This is a genomic window from Streptomyces sp. NPDC056600 (genome assembly GCF_042792855.1).
In the GTDB taxonomy this organism is placed as follows: Bacteria; Actinomycetota; Actinomycetes; order Streptomycetales; family Streptomycetaceae; genus Streptomyces.
In genome coordinates, this window is the sequence record NZ_JBHTVQ010000100.1 from 1 (window position 1) to 15,461 (window position 15,461).

Annotated in this window: 15 protein-coding genes and 2 pseudogenes; 1 reads left to right on the top strand and 16 read right to left on the bottom strand. The window is 73.3% G+C overall.

Annotated elements, in window-relative coordinates:
- Positions 1-506: 506 nt before the first annotated feature.
- From ACFRAV_RS30000 to ACFRAV_RS30075, 16 genes and pseudogenes are all read right to left on the bottom strand, one after another.
- A complete protein-coding gene (locus ACFRAV_RS30000) occupies positions 507-1,076 on the bottom strand; it encodes a TetR/AcrR family transcriptional regulator (protein ID WP_382560375.1) in 570 nt (189 codons plus the stop codon).
- 58 nt (positions 1,077-1,134) lie between these two features.
- Complete coding sequence (gene whiG, locus ACFRAV_RS30005; RefSeq protein WP_351112137.1) at positions 1,135-1,974, bottom strand: RNA polymerase sigma factor WhiG; 840 nt, start codon at positions 1,972-1,974, stop codon at positions 1,135-1,137.
- Positions 1,975-2,234: 260 nt separating this feature from the next.
- A pseudogene (gene dprA / locus ACFRAV_RS30010) lies at positions 2,235-3,384 on the bottom strand (DNA-processing protein DprA).
- Between the two features lie 281 nt (positions 3,385-3,665).
- On the bottom strand, positions 3,666-5,285 hold the full coding sequence (locus tag ACFRAV_RS30015; protein WP_382560351.1) for a YifB family Mg chelatase-like AAA ATPase: 1,620 nt from the start codon (positions 5,283-5,285) through the stop codon (positions 3,666-3,668).
- 1 nt (position 5,286) lies between these two features.
- Positions 5,287-5,718 (bottom strand): YraN family protein, encoded by a 432-nt coding sequence (locus ACFRAV_RS30020; RefSeq protein ID WP_382560354.1) that lies wholly within the window; start codon positions 5,716-5,718, stop codon positions 5,287-5,289.
- Between the two features lie 212 nt (positions 5,719-5,930).
- Positions 5,931-6,239 (bottom strand): DUF2469 domain-containing protein, encoded by a 309-nt coding sequence (locus tag ACFRAV_RS30025; protein WP_108954178.1) that lies wholly within the window; start codon positions 6,237-6,239, stop codon positions 5,931-5,933.
- A gap of 374 nt (positions 6,240-6,613) precedes the next feature.
- A complete protein-coding gene (gene lepB / locus ACFRAV_RS30030) occupies positions 6,614-7,396 on the bottom strand; it encodes a signal peptidase I (RefSeq protein ID WP_382560357.1) in 783 nt (260 codons plus the stop codon).
- 274 nt (positions 7,397-7,670) lie between these two features.
- Entirely contained in the window at positions 7,671-8,513 is an 843-nt protein-coding gene (gene lepB / locus ACFRAV_RS30035; RefSeq protein ID WP_382560359.1) for a signal peptidase I, read from the bottom strand.
- Positions 8,428-9,581, bottom strand: a pseudogene (gene lepB, locus ACFRAV_RS30040) (signal peptidase I). The gene lepB (ACFRAV_RS30035) and the pseudogene lepB (ACFRAV_RS30040) overlap by 86 nt, the downstream one beginning before the upstream one ends.
- On the bottom strand, positions 9,574-10,350 hold the full coding sequence (lepB, locus tag ACFRAV_RS30045; RefSeq protein ID WP_382560362.1) for a signal peptidase I: 777 nt from the start codon (positions 10,348-10,350) through the stop codon (positions 9,574-9,576). Before lepB (ACFRAV_RS30045) ends, lepB (ACFRAV_RS30040) begins: the two are co-directional and overlap by 8 nt.
- A gap of 45 nt (positions 10,351-10,395) precedes the next feature.
- Positions 10,396-10,746, bottom strand: coding sequence for a 50S ribosomal protein L19 (rplS, locus tag ACFRAV_RS30050; RefSeq protein ID WP_020128707.1), 351 nt, complete (start codon positions 10,744-10,746; stop codon positions 10,396-10,398).
- 136 nt (positions 10,747-10,882) lie between these two features.
- Positions 10,883-11,716, bottom strand: coding sequence for a tRNA (guanosine(37)-N1)-methyltransferase TrmD (gene trmD, locus ACFRAV_RS30055; protein ID WP_382560366.1), 834 nt, complete (start codon positions 11,714-11,716; stop codon positions 10,883-10,885).
- Positions 11,716-12,351, bottom strand: a complete 636-nt coding sequence (rimM, locus tag ACFRAV_RS30060; protein WP_382560369.1) for a ribosome maturation factor RimM — start codon at positions 12,349-12,351, stop codon at positions 11,716-11,718. Before rimM ends, trmD begins: the two co-directional genes overlap by 1 nt.
- Positions 12,352-12,460: 109 nt before the next feature.
- Complete coding sequence (locus ACFRAV_RS30065) at positions 12,461-12,700, bottom strand: RNA-binding protein (RefSeq protein ID WP_108954184.1); 240 nt, start codon at positions 12,698-12,700, stop codon at positions 12,461-12,463.
- Positions 12,701-12,702: 2 nt separating this feature from the next.
- A complete protein-coding gene (gene rpsP, locus ACFRAV_RS30070) occupies positions 12,703-13,131 on the bottom strand; it encodes a 30S ribosomal protein S16 (RefSeq protein ID WP_351112121.1) in 429 nt (142 codons plus the stop codon).
- Between the two features lie 234 nt (positions 13,132-13,365).
- On the bottom strand, positions 13,366-13,965 hold the full coding sequence (locus ACFRAV_RS30075; RefSeq protein WP_108954186.1) for a hypothetical protein: 600 nt from the start codon (positions 13,963-13,965) through the stop codon (positions 13,366-13,368).
- A gap of 552 nt (positions 13,966-14,517) precedes the next feature.
- Between ACFRAV_RS30075 and ACFRAV_RS30080 the strand changes: the two genes are divergently transcribed.
- Positions 14,518-15,378, top strand: a complete 861-nt coding sequence (locus ACFRAV_RS30080) for an SAM-dependent methyltransferase (RefSeq protein ID WP_382560373.1) — start codon at positions 14,518-14,520, stop codon at positions 15,376-15,378.
- The last annotated feature ends 83 nt before the right edge of the window (positions 15,379-15,461 follow it).

Genomic DNA, 15,461 nt, shown 5'->3' on the forward strand with positions numbered 1-15,461 from the left:
GCTGAGGTGCTGGACCGGTGCCTGCACCACCTGCGGACGCCCCCTGCCCAACCCTCGAAGCCGCCGCAGACAGCACAGAACCTAACGAAGCACTAATAGGGCCTGTCCGGCGGATCATGCACGTGGGTCGCGGGGGCCGGCAGGCACTCCCTCACGCTCGGCTTCGCTCGGGCGGGAGGACCCCCACGCGGCGTTGTCGTCGGTCGACGGCGCTCTGCCGTCCCCAGCGGGCGATCGTGCCGCTGGGGCGGCACGGGTGGGCGCTGGGGCCCACGTCCCCACAGGACGGTTCGCTTCACGGCGCGCAAGCCCGCCGGTAGAAGGGTGCGGGCAGGGCGAACAAGGCGGTGCTGCCGGCCGGGACTCGCTCCCGCGCCATGCTGCGCCGGGGACCCGTCCGTACCGTGCCCTCGGCTTACGCGACGTGGAGCGAGCCGCTCGCCGCGGAGGCGCGCCGCCCTGCGCCCGCAGGACGGCGAGGTCACTCGGAGGACGGCGGGGTCGGGTCAGGTCGTGGGGGTGCTGAGGGTGCCGTGGAGGGCCATGTGGACGGCGGCCTCGGTGATGTCCGCGGGGTCCTCGGCCGCACCGAGTTCGATCCGCCGCACCGCCGCGTCGACGACCCCCTGCAACAGCATCGCCGCCATCCGCGGCTGCTCGTGCCCCAGGTCCCGCAACGCGCCGCCCAGCATCGCGACCAGCCCGCCGTGCGCCGCACGGATCTTCTCCCGGGCCCCCTGGTCCAGCTCCCCGGCGGAGATGGCGACCACGGCCCGGTGCCGCCGGTCCCCCACCAGCGACAGCTGCTGGCGCACGTAGGCCTCGACCTTCGCGGCCGGCCCGTCCGCCGCGGCCATCGCCGCCTCGACCTCCGCGGCCCAGACCGGGAAGTCGACCGCGCACAGTTCCTCGACCACGGCGCCGCGGGAACGGAAGTACTCGTAGACGGACGACCGCGCCAGCCCCGTCCGCTCGGCGAGCGCGGGGAAGGTCAGCGCCTCCGTACCGCCCTCGGACAACAGGGACCGTGCAGCGTCCAGCAGTGCGGCTCGCTGCATCGACCGGTGCTCGGCCACGGAGGCCGCTCGAATCCTTGGCACGTCACCACTCTACGGAGCCACGCCGCGGAACGTGTCAGCGCCCGAAACTCGCCAGCTTCGCCCGCAGCTGCAGCACCGACTTGGTGTGGATCTGGCTGACCCGGCTCTCCGTCACCCCGAGCACGTTGCCGATCTCCGCGAGGGTCAGGCCCTCGTAGTAGTACAGCGTGACCACCGTCTTCTCACGGTCCGGCAGCATGTTGATGGCACGGGCCAGCAGCCGCCGCAGCTCCCGGTCCTCGGCCACCTCGACGGGGTCGTCGGCGGCGGTGTCCTCGAGGGTCTCCATCAGGCTCATCCGCCCGCCCCCCTCACCGCCCCCGTGCAACACCTCCTCCAGGGCGACCACGTTGGCCAGCGAGAGCTGGCTGAAGACGGCGTGCAGTTCCTCGACGGTGACGTCCATCTCGTCGGCCACCTCGGCCTCGGTGGGCGTCCGCCGCAGCCGCGCCTCCAGGGTGGCGTAGGCGCGCTCCACGTTCCGCGCCTTCTGCCGCACCGAGCGCGGGATCCAGTCCAGCGCCCGGAGTTCGTCGATCATCGCGCCGCGGATCCGGGTGATCGCGTACGTCTCGAACTTGATCTCACGTTCGACGTCGAACTTCTCGATCGCGTCGATCAGCCCGAAGACGCCCGAGGAGACGAAATCGGCCTGCTCGACGTTGGACGGAAGCCCCACGCTCACCCGGCCGGCGACGTACTTGACGAGGGGCGAGTAGTGCAGGATGAGCTGCTCCCGCAGCCGCTCGTCCCCGGTCGCCTTGTAGGTCCGCCACAGCTCGTCGACGGTCGAGGGAGCGGGAGGCCGCACTCTGCCCCGGGCCGCGGGGGTGACCGCCGCCGCCCGGTCGGGCCCGGAGGTGTGCTGGGGCATTCGTCGCCTTGTGCCGTTCTGCCGTGGTACCGGTCGCGCGCTCCGGCGCACCGGAGCGCCGGGGAACTTCGTGAGCGTAGCGCGACTGGAGCATCGCAGTCCGTGAAGGACGAACCGGGACCGATCCGCAGATACGTTCCTCTCTGCCCCGTCCGCAGGCGCTGCGAAGCCCCGGGGCTCACCGCGTGTGACCACCCGGAAGGCCCAACTCCGGGACGCCGCAAGGGCGTCGGGACCACCCGGACGGCCGAGCGGTCACCTCACGGCGGCCCTGCGCCGCCCCGCGCCGAGATCACCGCATGGCGTGTCAACTGCCATCCGTCGCCGTGTCGTTCGACATGACCCAGTGAGCGGAGCTCGTAGAGCCTGGCCACCGCGTCGTCCGGTGTGGTCATCGCCTCCCGGGCGATCGTCTCCACCGGTACCGGCCCTCGGGCGGGCAGGGCGTCCAGCACACGGCGGACGTCGGCCCCCAGCAGGTCACGCGGCAGCAGGGGGGCCCTCGGCGATCTCCTCCAGCTCGCCGATCGAGCCGACGAGTTCGACGATCTCGGCCGCGTCGGTCACCAGCGCGGCCTCCTCCCGCAGCAACTGGTGCACTCCGGTGGAAAGCCCGCTGGTGACGGGACCGGGCACGCCCATGGTGAACCGGCCGAGCCGGCGGGCCGCCCGGGCCGTGGACAGGGACCCGCTGCGCCGCGCGGCCTCGACGACCACCGTGCCCCGGGTGAGCGCGGCGATGACCCGGTTGCGCAGCACGAACCGGGACGGCGTGGGGTGGTCGCCCGGCGGCAGCTCGCCGATCACCAGGCCCTGTTCGGCGATCCGGCTGATCAGCCGGGCGTGTCCGCGCGGGTAGGCCCGGTCCACGCCGCAGGCCAGCACGGCCACCGTGGCGCCGCCCGCGCCGAGCGCGCCCCGGTGCGCCGCCCCGTCGATCCCGTAGGCCCCGCCGGAGACGACCACCCAGCCCCGTTCCGCGAGCTCCGCGGCCAGCCCGGCCGACACATGGGCGCCGTACTCGGTGCAGGCCCGCGCGCCCACGACCGCCACCGACCGCAGCGCCCACATCCGCAGGCTGGGCCGTCCGCGGATCCAGAGGCCGACCGGGCGGGCGTCGCCCAGGTCGTCGAGCTGGGTGGGCCACTCCGCCTCACCGGGCACCACGAACCTGGCGCCGCTGTCCGCGGCCGCGGCGAGGTCGCGCGCGGGGTCGGCGGCGGCCGCCCGGGCGCACAGCCCCGACCACCGGGCGGCGCGCACCCCGGCGAGCGGCCGCCCGCCCTCCCGCAGCCGCCGCACCAGCGCCACGGGGCCGAGCTCCCGCAGCCACCGGCCGCCCACCTCGTCACCGGGCTCCAGCACCCGCGTCAGCAGGGTCCGCGCCCACTTCACCTCCGGCCCCGGCACCCCCTCGACGCGCGAGCCCGGCGGTCCGGGCGACTCCTCGCCCCACGGCCCCCCGGAGGCGGGCGGCCCCTCCCCGCACGCCGGCCCCTCCCCCACAGGCCCCACGGCAACGCCTGCGGTCGCCGCCGCACCCCTCACGGCGGTGCCCTCGGTCGCCGCCGTCGGCCCCGCGACGATGGCTCCCGGCAGCGGAGGCGGCACTCCCACCCCTTCCAGGGCGAGCTGCCCTCCCCTGTCCGGCACCGCCCGGCCGTCGTCCGCCGGGCGCACCGCCTCCCCGTTCACACCAGCTCCCCGATCGTGGTCGCGGCGCCCAGCGGGCAGCCGGTGCGCAGCTCCAGGGCGAAGGCGACGTCGTGGGCGTCCGGGCGGTCGTGGCCCACCAGATCGGCCACCGTCCAGGCCACCCGGAGCACCCGGTCCAGGCCCCGCGCGGTGAGCGTGCCGCGCTCCAGGAGGCGCTCCGCACGCTCCATGGCGCCGAGGGCCGCTCTCCACCGGCCGCGCAGCTCGCGGCCGGGCACCTCGCCGTTGGTGCGCCACGGCGTGCCGTCGAGTCGCGCCGCCGTGCGCTCACGGGCGGCCAGCACCCGGGCCGCGACGGTCACCGAGGACTCCCCGCTGCGCCCTCGCCCGGCCAGCTCCGCCCGCGTCACCGGCTCCACCTGAACCCGCAGGTCGACCCGGTCCAGCAGGGGCCCGGAGATCCGCGCCTGGTAGCGCCGCACCGCGTGCGGGGAGCACTCGCAGCTGTCGTCGGTCCGGGAGAACCGCCCGCAGGGGCACGGGTTGGCCGCCAGCACCATCAGGCATTTGGCCGGAAACCGCACCACGCCCTCGCTCCGGGCGATCACCACATGGCCCGACTCCAGCGGCTGCCGCAGCGCGTCCAGTGCCGCCCGGCTGAATTCCGGCGTCTCGTCGAGGAAGAGGACACCCCGGTGGGCCAGCGAGACGGCGCCGGGTCTGGCCGTGCCCTTCCCGCCGCCCACCAGCGCCTGCATGGTGGCCGAGTGGTGCGGGGCGCAGTAGGGCGGCTGGTCGATCAGCGGGCGGCCAGGCGGCAGCAGCCCGGCCACCGAGTGGACGGCGGTGACCTCAAGGGACTCCTGCCGCCCCAGCGGCGGCAGGAGCGTCGGCAGACGTTCGGCCAGCATGGTCTTGCCGGTCCCCGGCGGCCCGGAGAGGAACAGGTGGTGGCCGCCCGCCGCGGCGACCTCCAGGGCGGCCCGCGCCCGCAGGCCTCCCGCGACGTCCGCGAGGTCGTGCCCCTGCTCGGAGAAGGCGCCGCCGGGCACTCCGACCGCAGCGGCGGCTCCCGGCAGCCGCAGGCCGGCCAGCATCGCGTCGGGACGGCCCTGCGCCACCGGTTCCTCCTCGGGCACCGGCGCGTCCGTCAGGACGGCGATCAGCTGGCGCAGGCTGCGGACCCCCAGCACCGACACCCCGGGCACCAGGGACGCCTCCGCCGCCGCGCACTCGGGCACCACCACCTGCTGGTAGCCCGCCTCCGCGGCGGCCAGCACCACCGGGAGGACGCCGCGCACCGGCCGCACCCGGCCGTCCAGCCCCAGCTCTCCGATCATCACCAGCTCGGCCAGCGCCTTCGGGTCGATCAGCTCCGCCGCGCCCAGCACGGCGCAGGCGACGGCCAGGTCGAACCCGCTGCCGCCCTTGGGCACCGAGGCGGGGCTGAGGCCGACGGTGAGCTTCTTCTGCGGCCACGCGGCGCCCGAGTTGACCACCGCGGCCCGCACCCGGTCACGGCTCTCACTGAGGCTCTTGTCGGGCAGGCCCACCAGCGTGAAGGCGGCCACCCCCGGTTCCAGGTCGGCCTGCACCTCGACCACCACGCCCTCGGCGCCGACCAGCGCCACCGAGCAGGTACGCGCGAAGCCCATCTCAGGCCACCCCCCGCACGTGCTCGACCTGGGGCGCTCCGCGCCGGGGTAGCAGCACGCCGACCACGTCGATGCGCACCCCGCCCGGCGGAGCCCCGCCGTGCTCCTGCACCCACCGCTCGGCGAGGCCGCGCAGCCGGGCGGCCTTGGCGGGCGTCACGGCGGCCATCGGATGCTCGAAGGCCGCCCGCCCCTCCGCCGGGGCGCGGCGCGTCTTCACCTCGCAGACCACCACGGCGTCGCCGTCCCGCGCGACGATGTCGATCTCTCCGGTCCGGCCGCCCCGCCAGTTGCGGTCCAGCACCGTCATGCCGGCCTCGGTCAGCCGGCGTGCGGCGAGCTCCTCACCCCAGGCCCCGAGCGCGCCACGCGCCCCTGTGCCGCGGTCCCCTCCGGGGCCGCCCCCCGCCGGCCCGCCTGCCTGGACCGCCACGGGGACCGTCCCGGCGGCCGTCCGTCGGTCTTCGTCCCGTGCACCTCGTACACCGTGTCCACTTCGAGCGCCCATCCGGCACCACCTCCGGCACCCACGGTGGTCCCGCGTCCCGCACCGTGTGGATCTTGGTGGACGAACGGCCCTCCGACGACAGAAGCCTCACCCTTTCGGGTGAGGCTTCTTGGCCGCTTGCGGAGGTTTTCCACAGGTCAGCCGCCCGGGAGCTCCAGATCCGTCTTGTTGAGCTCCTCGATGTTCACGTCCTTGAACGTCAGGACCCGTACCTTCTTGACGAAGCGGGCCGGCCGGTACATGTCCCACACCCAGGCGTCGGCCATGGTGACCTCGAAGAACACCTCGCCCTGGACGGAGTGCACCTGCATGTCGTAGTCGTTGGTGAGGTAGAACCGGCGCTCGGTCTCGATCACGTAGGTGAACAGTCCGACGACGTCTCGGTACTCCCGGTAGAGCTTCAGCTCCATCTCGGTCTCGTACTTCTCGAGGTCCTCGGCGCTCATGGCATGTTCCCCTTCAGCCGTGCGATCCCACCATTGTGCGTCAGTCCCACGAGCCCCTGGGCGATTTCCGGCTCAGGGGGCTCCGGCCCGGCAGGGGGACCGTCGTCGAGCGGCCTGCGCGGCAGCCCGGCGAGTCCCGTGGGATACACCGTCTCATGCGACCGCCCGAGTTCCCCACACGTCCAGCACCGCGCTCGCGCGAAAGTCGCACGCTCCAGGACGATCCCGGTCGTATCGACCCTGACCAGGCAGGACCGCCGGGCATCGCCCGGCGGTCGTCGTGTCTGCGCGCAACGGGGGCACGCGGTCGTCGTGGCCGACAGGGGCCACCGCCCCCACCTCGGCTGGGGGCGCGGGCGGAGGGTCAGCCGTCCTCAGCCACGGGCCGGGGGCGTCCCCCGTCTCCGGGTCAGCAGGCCCGCCACCGGCCCGTAGGCGGCCCCCGCGAAGATCATCAGCGCTCCCGCCGTCACCAGGGTCACCTGGGTCCTCAGCGGCCCCGCCGGAGTGGGTTCGTCGCCGAGCACCCGGAAGCCGGTGGCGGGCTCCAGCATCCCCTTCATCGGCCACACCACGGCGTCCACCCGTCCCTTGACCGCGCTGCGGGCGACCGTGCCCCCACCCTTCTCCATGAGGTGGGCGGTGGAGTCGAGGGAGCCGCTGCGGTCGTCGCCCAGCAGGAACAGCCTGCCCTTGGGCACGGTGACCTCGGAGAAGGAGGCCGTCGCCGCGAACGGGTCGTCGCGGGTGTAGGGCTCGTCGATCCGCTCGCCGTTCACCTTGAGCCCGCCGTCGGAACAGCAGGCCACGGTGTCGCCGCCGACCGCGACGACCCGCTTCACCAGGGGAGCGTCCGCCCACGACTTCTGCTCGAAGACCACGACGTCGCCGCGCCGCACCTCGGAGCCGTCCACCCGCTGGGCGAGCACCCGGTCACCGGCGCCGATGGTGGGGTGCATGGACAGGGTGGGGACGGTGAACGGCACGTACATCAGCGCGGCCCAGCCGAAGCCGCCGAGGAAGAGCAGCGTGCCCAGCGCGACCACCAGGCCCGAAAGGCGCTGGCCCAGCCGGCTGCCGGCCGGGGTGCCGCTCGGGGCGACGGCGCCCTCGCCGCTGATCGCCGCGGCCGTGTCGGTCCTGCTCTCACTGCCCATGGCCCCGCACCCTACCCGGCGGTACGGCGCCTGGTCAGCCCCTGTCGACCGCCTTCGCACACGGTCTCCTCACACCCCGACGACCCGCGCACCGGCCCGGGAACACGTCACGGAGCCGGGCCGACCGACAGTGCGCCGGCCCGGGAACGGGTCACCGCCCCGGCGAACCCGCCCGCCCGCCGGCCCCGGAACGGGTCACGGCCCGTCCCTCCGCGGGCGGAGGGACGGGCCGTGACGGCGTCGAGGCGCGGGACGGCGGGGCGAAAGGCCCTGCCTACTTGTTCAGCGCGGGCTGGTCGAAGGTCTCCGGCACCGGCAGGGTGCCCCAGCGGTCGATGGGCCACGCCTTCACCACGGCGCGTCCGACGACGTCGTCGACCGGGACCATGCCCTTGTGGGCGTCCTCCTGGTTGTAACGGGAGTCCTTGCTGTTCTGGCGGTGGTCGCCCATCACCCACAGGTAGCCCTCGGGCACCTTGACCTTGAACTGCCCGGCGTCGTCGTCGCTGCACGGGGTGTTGCCCGGGAAGACGTACGGCTCGTCGAGCGCGACGCCGTTGACGACGACCTTGCCGGTGCCGCGGCACTCGACGGTGTCCCCGCCGACGCCGATCACGCGCTTGATCAGGTCCCGCTCCTCGGAGGAGGGCATCAGACCGACCCAGGTGAGCACCTTCTGGAAGGCGTTGGGTTCCTCCACCGGCTGGCCCGCGAGCCAGTTGTCCGGGTCGTGGAAGACGATGACCTCGCCGCGCTCGGGCTCCGCGCCGAACCACGGGGTGAGCTTGTCGACCAGGACCCGGTCACCGCGCTGAAGCGTGTTCTGCATGGAGTCCGAGGGGATGGAGAACGCCTGCAACAGGAACGTCTTGATCACCAGGGCGAGAACCAGCGCGATCACGACCAGCAGCGGCAGCTCCTTCCAGAACGACCGCACCTGCTGGTTCGAGGAGCCGCGCCGCGACCCCTGGCCGCCGTCCTCCTCCGGAGCCCCGCCGGAACCCTCGGGGTCACTGCCGTGCGTCACGTCCTCACCTTCCTGCGGGCCGGCTTCGGGAGACCGCCCCCGCCATCCGTCGCCGCCACCGGAGCGTGCGCCAACCGCCGCATCCCCCACACCGAACTCCTCACTCCGTACCGCCGCCCGCCCGCTGCCCGGCGCGGGCCCACCACTCCCTTAACGAGCGGGAGTTCCCCAGGGCTCGGTGGTCCCGGAAATCCGTCCACCACCTCGGCCGACCCGCCTGCCCGGGTGCTGCCACCCTATGCGAGCCGGGCTGCCGGGCGGCTACCCCCCGTCGTCGCCGGACCCTGACGAGCCCGATGAATCCGCCGAACCCGATGACCCGGGCGAACCCGATGACCCCACCGGGACCGGTGACCCCGCCGAGCCCGGCGACCCTCCCGGCCCCCGGACGGAGGTGAAGGTCTCCGGCTTGGTCAGGCGCCCCCAGTGCCCCAGCGGCCAGGCCACCGCGACCGCCCGGCCCACCACGAGGTCCTCCGCGACGGCCCCGCCGTACGGTCCGTCGCGGTGCTCGCGGGAGTCCGCCGAACGCGACCGGTGGTCGCCCATCACCCACAGGGTCCCCTCGGGAACCGTCACCTCGAAGGGCATCGCGGACGGATCGTCACCCGGATGAAGGTAGTCCTCGTCGAGCGGAGTGCCGTTCACGGTCATCCTGCCCTCGGCGTCGCAGCACATCACGTGGTCGCCGCCGACCCCCACCACCCGCTTGATCAAATCCTGTTCGTCGGCCGACGGCAGCACGCCCACGAAGGCGAGCCCTTCCTTGATCCGCCGGGTCACCGCCGACTCGTCGGTGAGCGCGGCGACCTCCTCGTGCCCCAGCCAGCCGCCCGGGTCGCGGAAGACCACCACGTCACCCCGCTCGGGCTTCGACCCGAACCACGGGGACAGCTTGTCCACGATCACCCGGTCCCCGATCCGGATGGTCTGCTCCATCGAGCCGGAGGGGATCACGAACGCCTGGAACAGGAAGGTCTTCAGCAGCAGCGCGATCAGCAGCGCCACGCCGCCCAGCAGGGGTATCTCCTTCAGCAGCGCCCGCCGGCGACGGCGCTGCACCCGGCGGCGCAGTCTGCGCCGTTCGGCGCGCCCCGGCGGGGGCCCGGCGGCCTCCGGCCCCTCCCCCGCTCCCTGTGTGCGTCCCCGCCTACCCATGAGCCCCCTCCGCCTCGGGCACGCCGGCATAGGCGCCGGACGGTTCGATCCGCGTCCACCGGCCGGCCGGCCAGAGGATCCAGTCGGCCCGCCCGGTGACGTCCTCCACGGGCACCATGCCCCCGCCCGGCGAGCCCAGGTGGTCCCGGGAGTCGCGGGAGGCGGCGCGGTGGTCGCCGAGCAGGAAGAGTCTCCCGGCGGGCACCACCACGTCGAACGGCACCGCCGACGGGGCGTCGCCGGCCAGGAACGGCGACTCGTCCACCGCGCGCCCGTTGATCCGCAGCCGGCCGTCCCGGTCGCAGCAGACCACGCGGTCGCCGCCCACCCCGGCCACCCGCTTGACGAAGTACCCGTCGCCGAACCGCTCGCCGCCCTCGAAGACCACCACGTCCCCGCGGGCCGGTCCGTCGCCGAAGCGATAGGCCAGCTTGTTCACCAGGACCCGGTCACCGGCCTCCAGGGCGGGTCGCATGGAGGAGCTGGGGATCCGGAAGGGCTGGGCGACGAACAGCGTGACCGCCAGGAGGAAGACCAGGCAGGCCCCCAGGGTCAGCGTGAGACTCCCGCCGGGCAGCCAGGCGCGGAACCCGCCGCGCCCCTCCGCGTCGCCGCCCCCGTCACCGTCCCCGGCGTCCGGCGCGTCCCGCCCCGGTCCGCGGGAAACAGCGAAGCGCGACCGCGCCTCCCCGTCCTGCGGCCGAGGAGAGTCCTCGGACGCGGGCGGGAAGGAGCGGTCGCGCTCCTGGTGCTGAGCTTCGGTGTCCATAGGGGGCAGATGCTATCCGGCCCCCGCCGGCACACCGGCGCGAGCTCAGTTGTCGCGCTTCTCCTTGATCTTCGCCGCCTTGCCGCGCAGCTCGCGCAGGTAGTACAGCTTGGCGCGACGCACGTCACCGCGGGTGACCAGCTCGATCTTCTCGACGATCGGGGTGTGCACCGGGAAGGTGCGCTCGACGCCGACGGAGAACGAGACCTTGCGGACCGTGAAGGTCTCGCGGACACCGGCGCCCTGGCGGCGGATGACGACGCCCTTGAACTGCTGCACACGAGAGCGGTTGCCCTCGATGACGCGGACGTGGACGTTGACGGTGTCACCCGGGCGGAAGGCCGGGACGTCGCTGCGCAGCGACGCGGCGTCGACGGAGTCGAGCAGGTGAGACATTTCGTCTGCTTTCTTCGCTGATGCCACAGGTCATCAACGGGAGCTAGGTTTCATCGGGAAAACGTCGCCGTGACCGGGACGCCGCGTCGTGTCCCCCTGTGGCAGGGGCGCGGACCGGGCCACACACAACAGCGGCCTATTCTTCCACGTCTTCCACGCGTCGCCAAAACCGGCCGTGCGCTCCGGCCCCGGGGTCGGGCGCCCAGCCGAGGATGGAGAGCATCTCGCGGTCCTTCTTGTCGAAGGCCTCGGGGGCGGTGCGCTCGATCAGGTCGGGCCGGTGGGCGGTGGTCCGGCGCAGCGCCTCGTCACGGCGCCAGCGGGCGATCTTCCCGTGGTGGCCGCTGAGCAGCACCTCGGGGATCCCGCGGCCCCGCCAGACGGGCGGCTTGGTGTGCACCGGTCCCTCCAGCAGGTTGGCCATGGCGCCCGGGGCGAAGGAGTCGTCGCGGTGCGACTCGGCGTTGCCGAGCACGCCCGGCAGCAGACGGGCCACCGCCTCGGTGACCACGAGGACGGCGGCCTCGCCGCCGGCCAGCACGTAGTCGCCGATGGAGACCTCGTACACCGGCATGCGGGTGGCGTACTCGTCGATCACCCGGCGGTCGATGCCCTCGTAACGGGCCGGGGTGAAGACCAGCCAGGGCCTGGAGGAGAGCTCCACGGCCAGTTCCTGGGTGAACGGGCGGCCGCTGGGCGTCGGCACGACCAGCACGGGGGCGCCGGCGCCGGCCTCGTACCCGTCGGCGAGGACCTCGTCGAGGGCGTCGCCCCAGGGCTCGGTCTTCATGACCATGCCGGGGCCGCCGCCGTAGGGGGTGTCGTCGACGGTGTTGTGCCGGTCGTAGGTCCAGTCCCGCAGGTCGTGGACCCCGACGTCGAGCAGCCCGCGGGCGCGGGCCTTGCCGACCAGGGAGACGTTCAGCGGCTCCAGGTACTCCGGGAAGATGGTGACGACATCGAGACGCATCAGTCCTGGTCCCGCTTCGTCTCGCCGTCGGCCCGCTCGCCGGATGCCTGCTCCTCGCGGGACGCCTGCTCCTCGCCGGAGGCCTGCTCCTCCGCGGCCGCGTCCCGGGCGGAGGCGATCTCGGCGCGCTCGTCGATCAGCCCGGGCGGCGGGTCGATCACGGCCCGCTGCTCCTCGAGGTCGATCTCCACGACGATCTCCTGGACGAACGGCACGTAGACCTCGCTGCCGTCCGGACGCTCGACCACGAAGAGGTCCTGCGAGGGCAGGTGGGAGATCTCGGTGATCCGGCCCACCTCCTCGCCGTCGACGGTCACCACGTCCAGGTCCATGAGCTGATGGTCGTAGTACTCGTCCTCCTCCTCGGGCAGTTCCTCGGGGTCGACGTCCGCGATGAGGAGGGTGTTGCGCAGCGCCTCTGCGCCGGTGCGGTCCCGCACGCCCTCGAAGCGCAGCAGCAGCCGGCCGCTGTGCACCCGTCCCGTCTCGATGGTCAGCGGACCGGCCGAGGCCGGGTCGGTGGCCAGGACGGCGCCGGGCGCGAGCCGCAGCTCCGGCTCGTCGGTACGTACCTCGACGGTGACGTCACCCTTGATGCCGTGGGCGCGGCCGATGCGTGCGACTACCAGCTGCACTGTGCTTGCTCTCCTGGTCAAAACTGCGGGGGACGGACCGAGGTCGGGAACGACGTCGGGCCGGGGACGGCTCCAAGGCCGTCCCCGGCCCGAGCCGGTGTTGCGTGTGTCAGCGGACGTCGTCCACGTCGACCAGGTCGACACGGACGCCGCGGCCGCCGATGGCGCCCACGACGGTTCGCAGGGCGCGAGCGGTGCGGCCGTTACGGCCGATCACCTTGCCGAGGTCGTCCGGGTGGACCCGGACCTCGAGCACGCGCCCGCGACGCAGATCGCGGGAGGCGACCTGCACATCGTCAGGGTTGTCGACGATGCCCTTCACGAGGTGCTCGAGAGCCTCCTCGAGCATGCTCAGGCCTCGGTCGACTCAGCCGGAGCGGACTCGGCAGCGGCCTCGTCCTTCTTCTCGGCCTTCTTCTTCTGGGTGATGGCCTCGCCCTTGCCGGTGTCCTCGCCGCCGAGCGCCTCGAAGGACGGACGCGCCGGCTTCTCGGCGCGCTGCAGCAGCGGCGCGGGGGCGGGCTCGCCCTTGAACTTCTGCCAGTCGCCGGTCTTCTTGAGGATGGCGAGAACCGGCTCGGTCGGCTGGGCGCCGACGGAGAGCCAGTAGGCGACACGCTCGGCGTCGACCTCCATCACCGACGGGTTGTACGTCGGGTGGTACTTGCCGATCTCCTCGATCGCCCGGCCGTCACGGCGGGTACGGCTGTCGGCGACGACGATGCGGTAGTGAGGCGAACGGATCTTGCCCAGACGCTTCAGCTTGATCTTGACTGCCACGGGAGTGGAATCTCCTGGAATTGACGTGGTTGGGCGCGACGGGAAGCCGCGTGGGGTTGCGGCACCGAGTGCCCGATGGACGCGTCAGCCGGAGGAGAGAGGGGTCCTGTGCGACTGTCGAGTACAGCTGGCCATTCTGCCATATGACCGGCCCCGGATCCGAACGGGGGCGTACGGGGCCCGCGCAGGGCCGGCGTCCACGATGCGCCGGCTCTACGCGGGACCCGCGCCGCCTCAGCTCGCCGCGGCAAGCGGTTCGGGTTCGGGGATCCTGAAGGGCTTCCCGCAGCCCCCGCAGACGATGGGCGCCTGCGCCAGCACGGACGGAACGACGCGCACGTTGCGACCGCAGTCGCAGACGGCCTTGACCCGCACACCTCCCCCCGAGGAACCGTGACGGGCCGCAGGGCCCCGGAAGGTGCCGGCCGTGTCCGACGCCACAGCCGCGTTGTGCGCCTTGAGCGCGCGCTGCAGCCGTTCGATCGTGGGCCGGTACCGGCGCTTGGCCTCGGGCTTGAGCGTGACCAGCGAGAAGCCACTGCTGGGATGCGGCTCCTCGGAGTGGTCGAGCCCGAGCTCCTCGGCGATCGCCAGGAACCTGCGGTTGTGGTAGCGGCCGGCCCGCGACGTGTCGCGAATGCCACGGGCGGCGGCGATGCCGTGGACTGCCTCATGGAGGAGTCGCTCGAAGGAGAGTTCGTGTCCACAGGCGGACGAGGACTCCCCGATCAGTGATTCGGGCGCGGCCAGGTCAGGCAGCTCGGGATGGTGCCGTTGAATGTCGGCCCATGCCTGTGCCAGCTCGGCGGCGAGAACTGGTGGTGTCGTGCTCACGTAATGACAACGACGCCGCAGCCCTCGGTGTTCCTATTCCGGGGCATCTCAAATAATTTGCACGTACCCGTCAGTTCTCTCTGATGTGTCCGGACGAGGACGGGTGCGCTGATCTGCGCAGAAGGCTGACGTCTCACCACAAGCCGGTACGTAGTCACACGTACGTACAGGGCGGTACCCGGCGCACGAGGTTCCATGTGCGCCCCGGCGCGCGCCTCAGCTTGGCGCGATTACGACGTGATCGCGAGGTTACACCCCGTTAGGCCGAAGCCTGACGGCGGGTCCGGTTCACGAATCCTCACCCTTCCTGACGCGGCACCCCCGTCTCCGGTTGCCCTCCGGGTTACCGGTATGTGAAATCTCGCCTTATACGCCCGCATCCGGCAATGGGGTGTCCAAGCGCCCTGGACGGGACAGCGTCCTAGCAGTTACCTGGCATACGGGGGGAAGCCGGGGCACGGACGGGGGCGGCGCGGCGCACGACGACGGCACGGACGGCACGGACCGACGGACGGCCGGAAAGCGGCAACACTTCGGCGATTGGGGCGCTACATGACATCCACTCTCCTGCGACCTCACCCTCCCCGTACGACCCGGACCACGGGGGCGGGCCCGCGGGTGCTGGCCCGCGACTGGTCCGAGATCCAGGAACGCATGCTGGTCCCGCTGTACGAGGCCGTGCACACGCGTCTGGGCGTGGGTCCGGGCACCCGCCTGCTGGGGCTCGGCTGCGGCTCGGGGCTGGCCCTGCTGATGGCGGCGGCGCGCGGCGCCGACGTCACCGGCGTGGAGAGCGACTCACCTGAACGGCTCAACCTGGCGCGGGAAAGGCTCGCGGTCCATCTCGCGGCCCACGAGGAAAGCACAGGCGCCCCGGGCCCGGCGGGCGGCGTGCGGCTGGCCGAGCAGCCGCCGGCCCGGGCGCGGGCGTACACGGTGGTGACGTCGCTGGAGCCGGTCGGCTGCCTGACCGGGGACACCGACGCCCTGGTCGCCCGGCTGCGGGACTCGGCGCCGCTCGCCGAGCGCGGCGCGGCCGTGGTGCTGACCGGGTGGGGGCCGCCGGAGCGGTGCGCGACGACGGCGGTGCTGCGGGTCGCGGCGCGGCTGGCGGAGCCCCGGGCCCCGGGGAGCTGGCGGCCGGCCGGCCGGGACGACCTGGAGGACGTGGCCCGGCGGGCCGGTCTGGTCCCCGACGGCTCGGGCCGGGTCTCCTGCCCCTTCGGCTACGCGGGGACCGACAGCGCGGTGCGGGGCCTGTGGGCGACCGGGCTGTTCGACGCGGCGGCCGCCGCCACGGACCACGACCAGGTCGACAAGGAGCTGCGCGAGGCCCTGCACCCGTACGTGCGCCAGGACGGCACGGTGTGGATGCCGAACGTGTTCCGCTATCTCGTCGCCCGCACCCGCTGACGCGCCGCCGGGCCCTCACCGGGCCCGCCGCCACGGCGCCGACCAGGCCCCGAACGCGAGAGCCGGGCCCGCCTCCTCACGGG

Excerpts from the sequence above, each read along its gene's own strand:
- ACFRAV_RS30080 (WP_382560373.1), top strand. The coding sequence starts at position 14,518 with ATGACATCCACTCTCCTGCGACCTCACCCTCCCCGTACGACCCGGACC.
- ACFRAV_RS30025 (WP_108954178.1), bottom strand. The coding sequence starts at position 6,239 with ATGAGCGCCGAGGACCTCGAGAAGTACGAGACCGAGATGGAGCTGAAG.
- lepB (WP_382560357.1), bottom strand. The coding sequence starts at position 7,396 with ATGGGCAGTGAGAGCAGGACCGACACGGCCGCGGCGATCAGCGGCGAG.
- lepB (WP_382560362.1), bottom strand. The coding sequence starts at position 10,350 with ATGGACACCGAAGCTCAGCACCAGGAGCGCGACCGCTCCTTCCCGCCC.
- rplS (WP_020128707.1), bottom strand. The coding sequence starts at position 10,746 with ATGTCTCACCTGCTCGACTCCGTCGACGCCGCGTCGCTGCGCAGCGAC.
- ACFRAV_RS30015 (WP_382560351.1), bottom strand. The coding sequence starts at position 5,285 with ATGGGCTTCGCGCGTACCTGCTCGGTGGCGCTGGTCGGCGCCGAGGGC.
- ACFRAV_RS30065 (WP_108954184.1), bottom strand. The coding sequence starts at position 12,700 with ATGCTCGAGGAGGCTCTCGAGCACCTCGTGAAGGGCATCGTCGACAAC.
- whiG (WP_351112137.1), bottom strand. The coding sequence starts at position 1,974 with ATGCCCCAGCACACCTCCGGGCCCGACCGGGCGGCGGCGGTCACCCCC.
- trmD (WP_382560366.1), bottom strand. The coding sequence starts at position 11,716 with ATGCGTCTCGATGTCGTCACCATCTTCCCGGAGTACCTGGAGCCGCTG.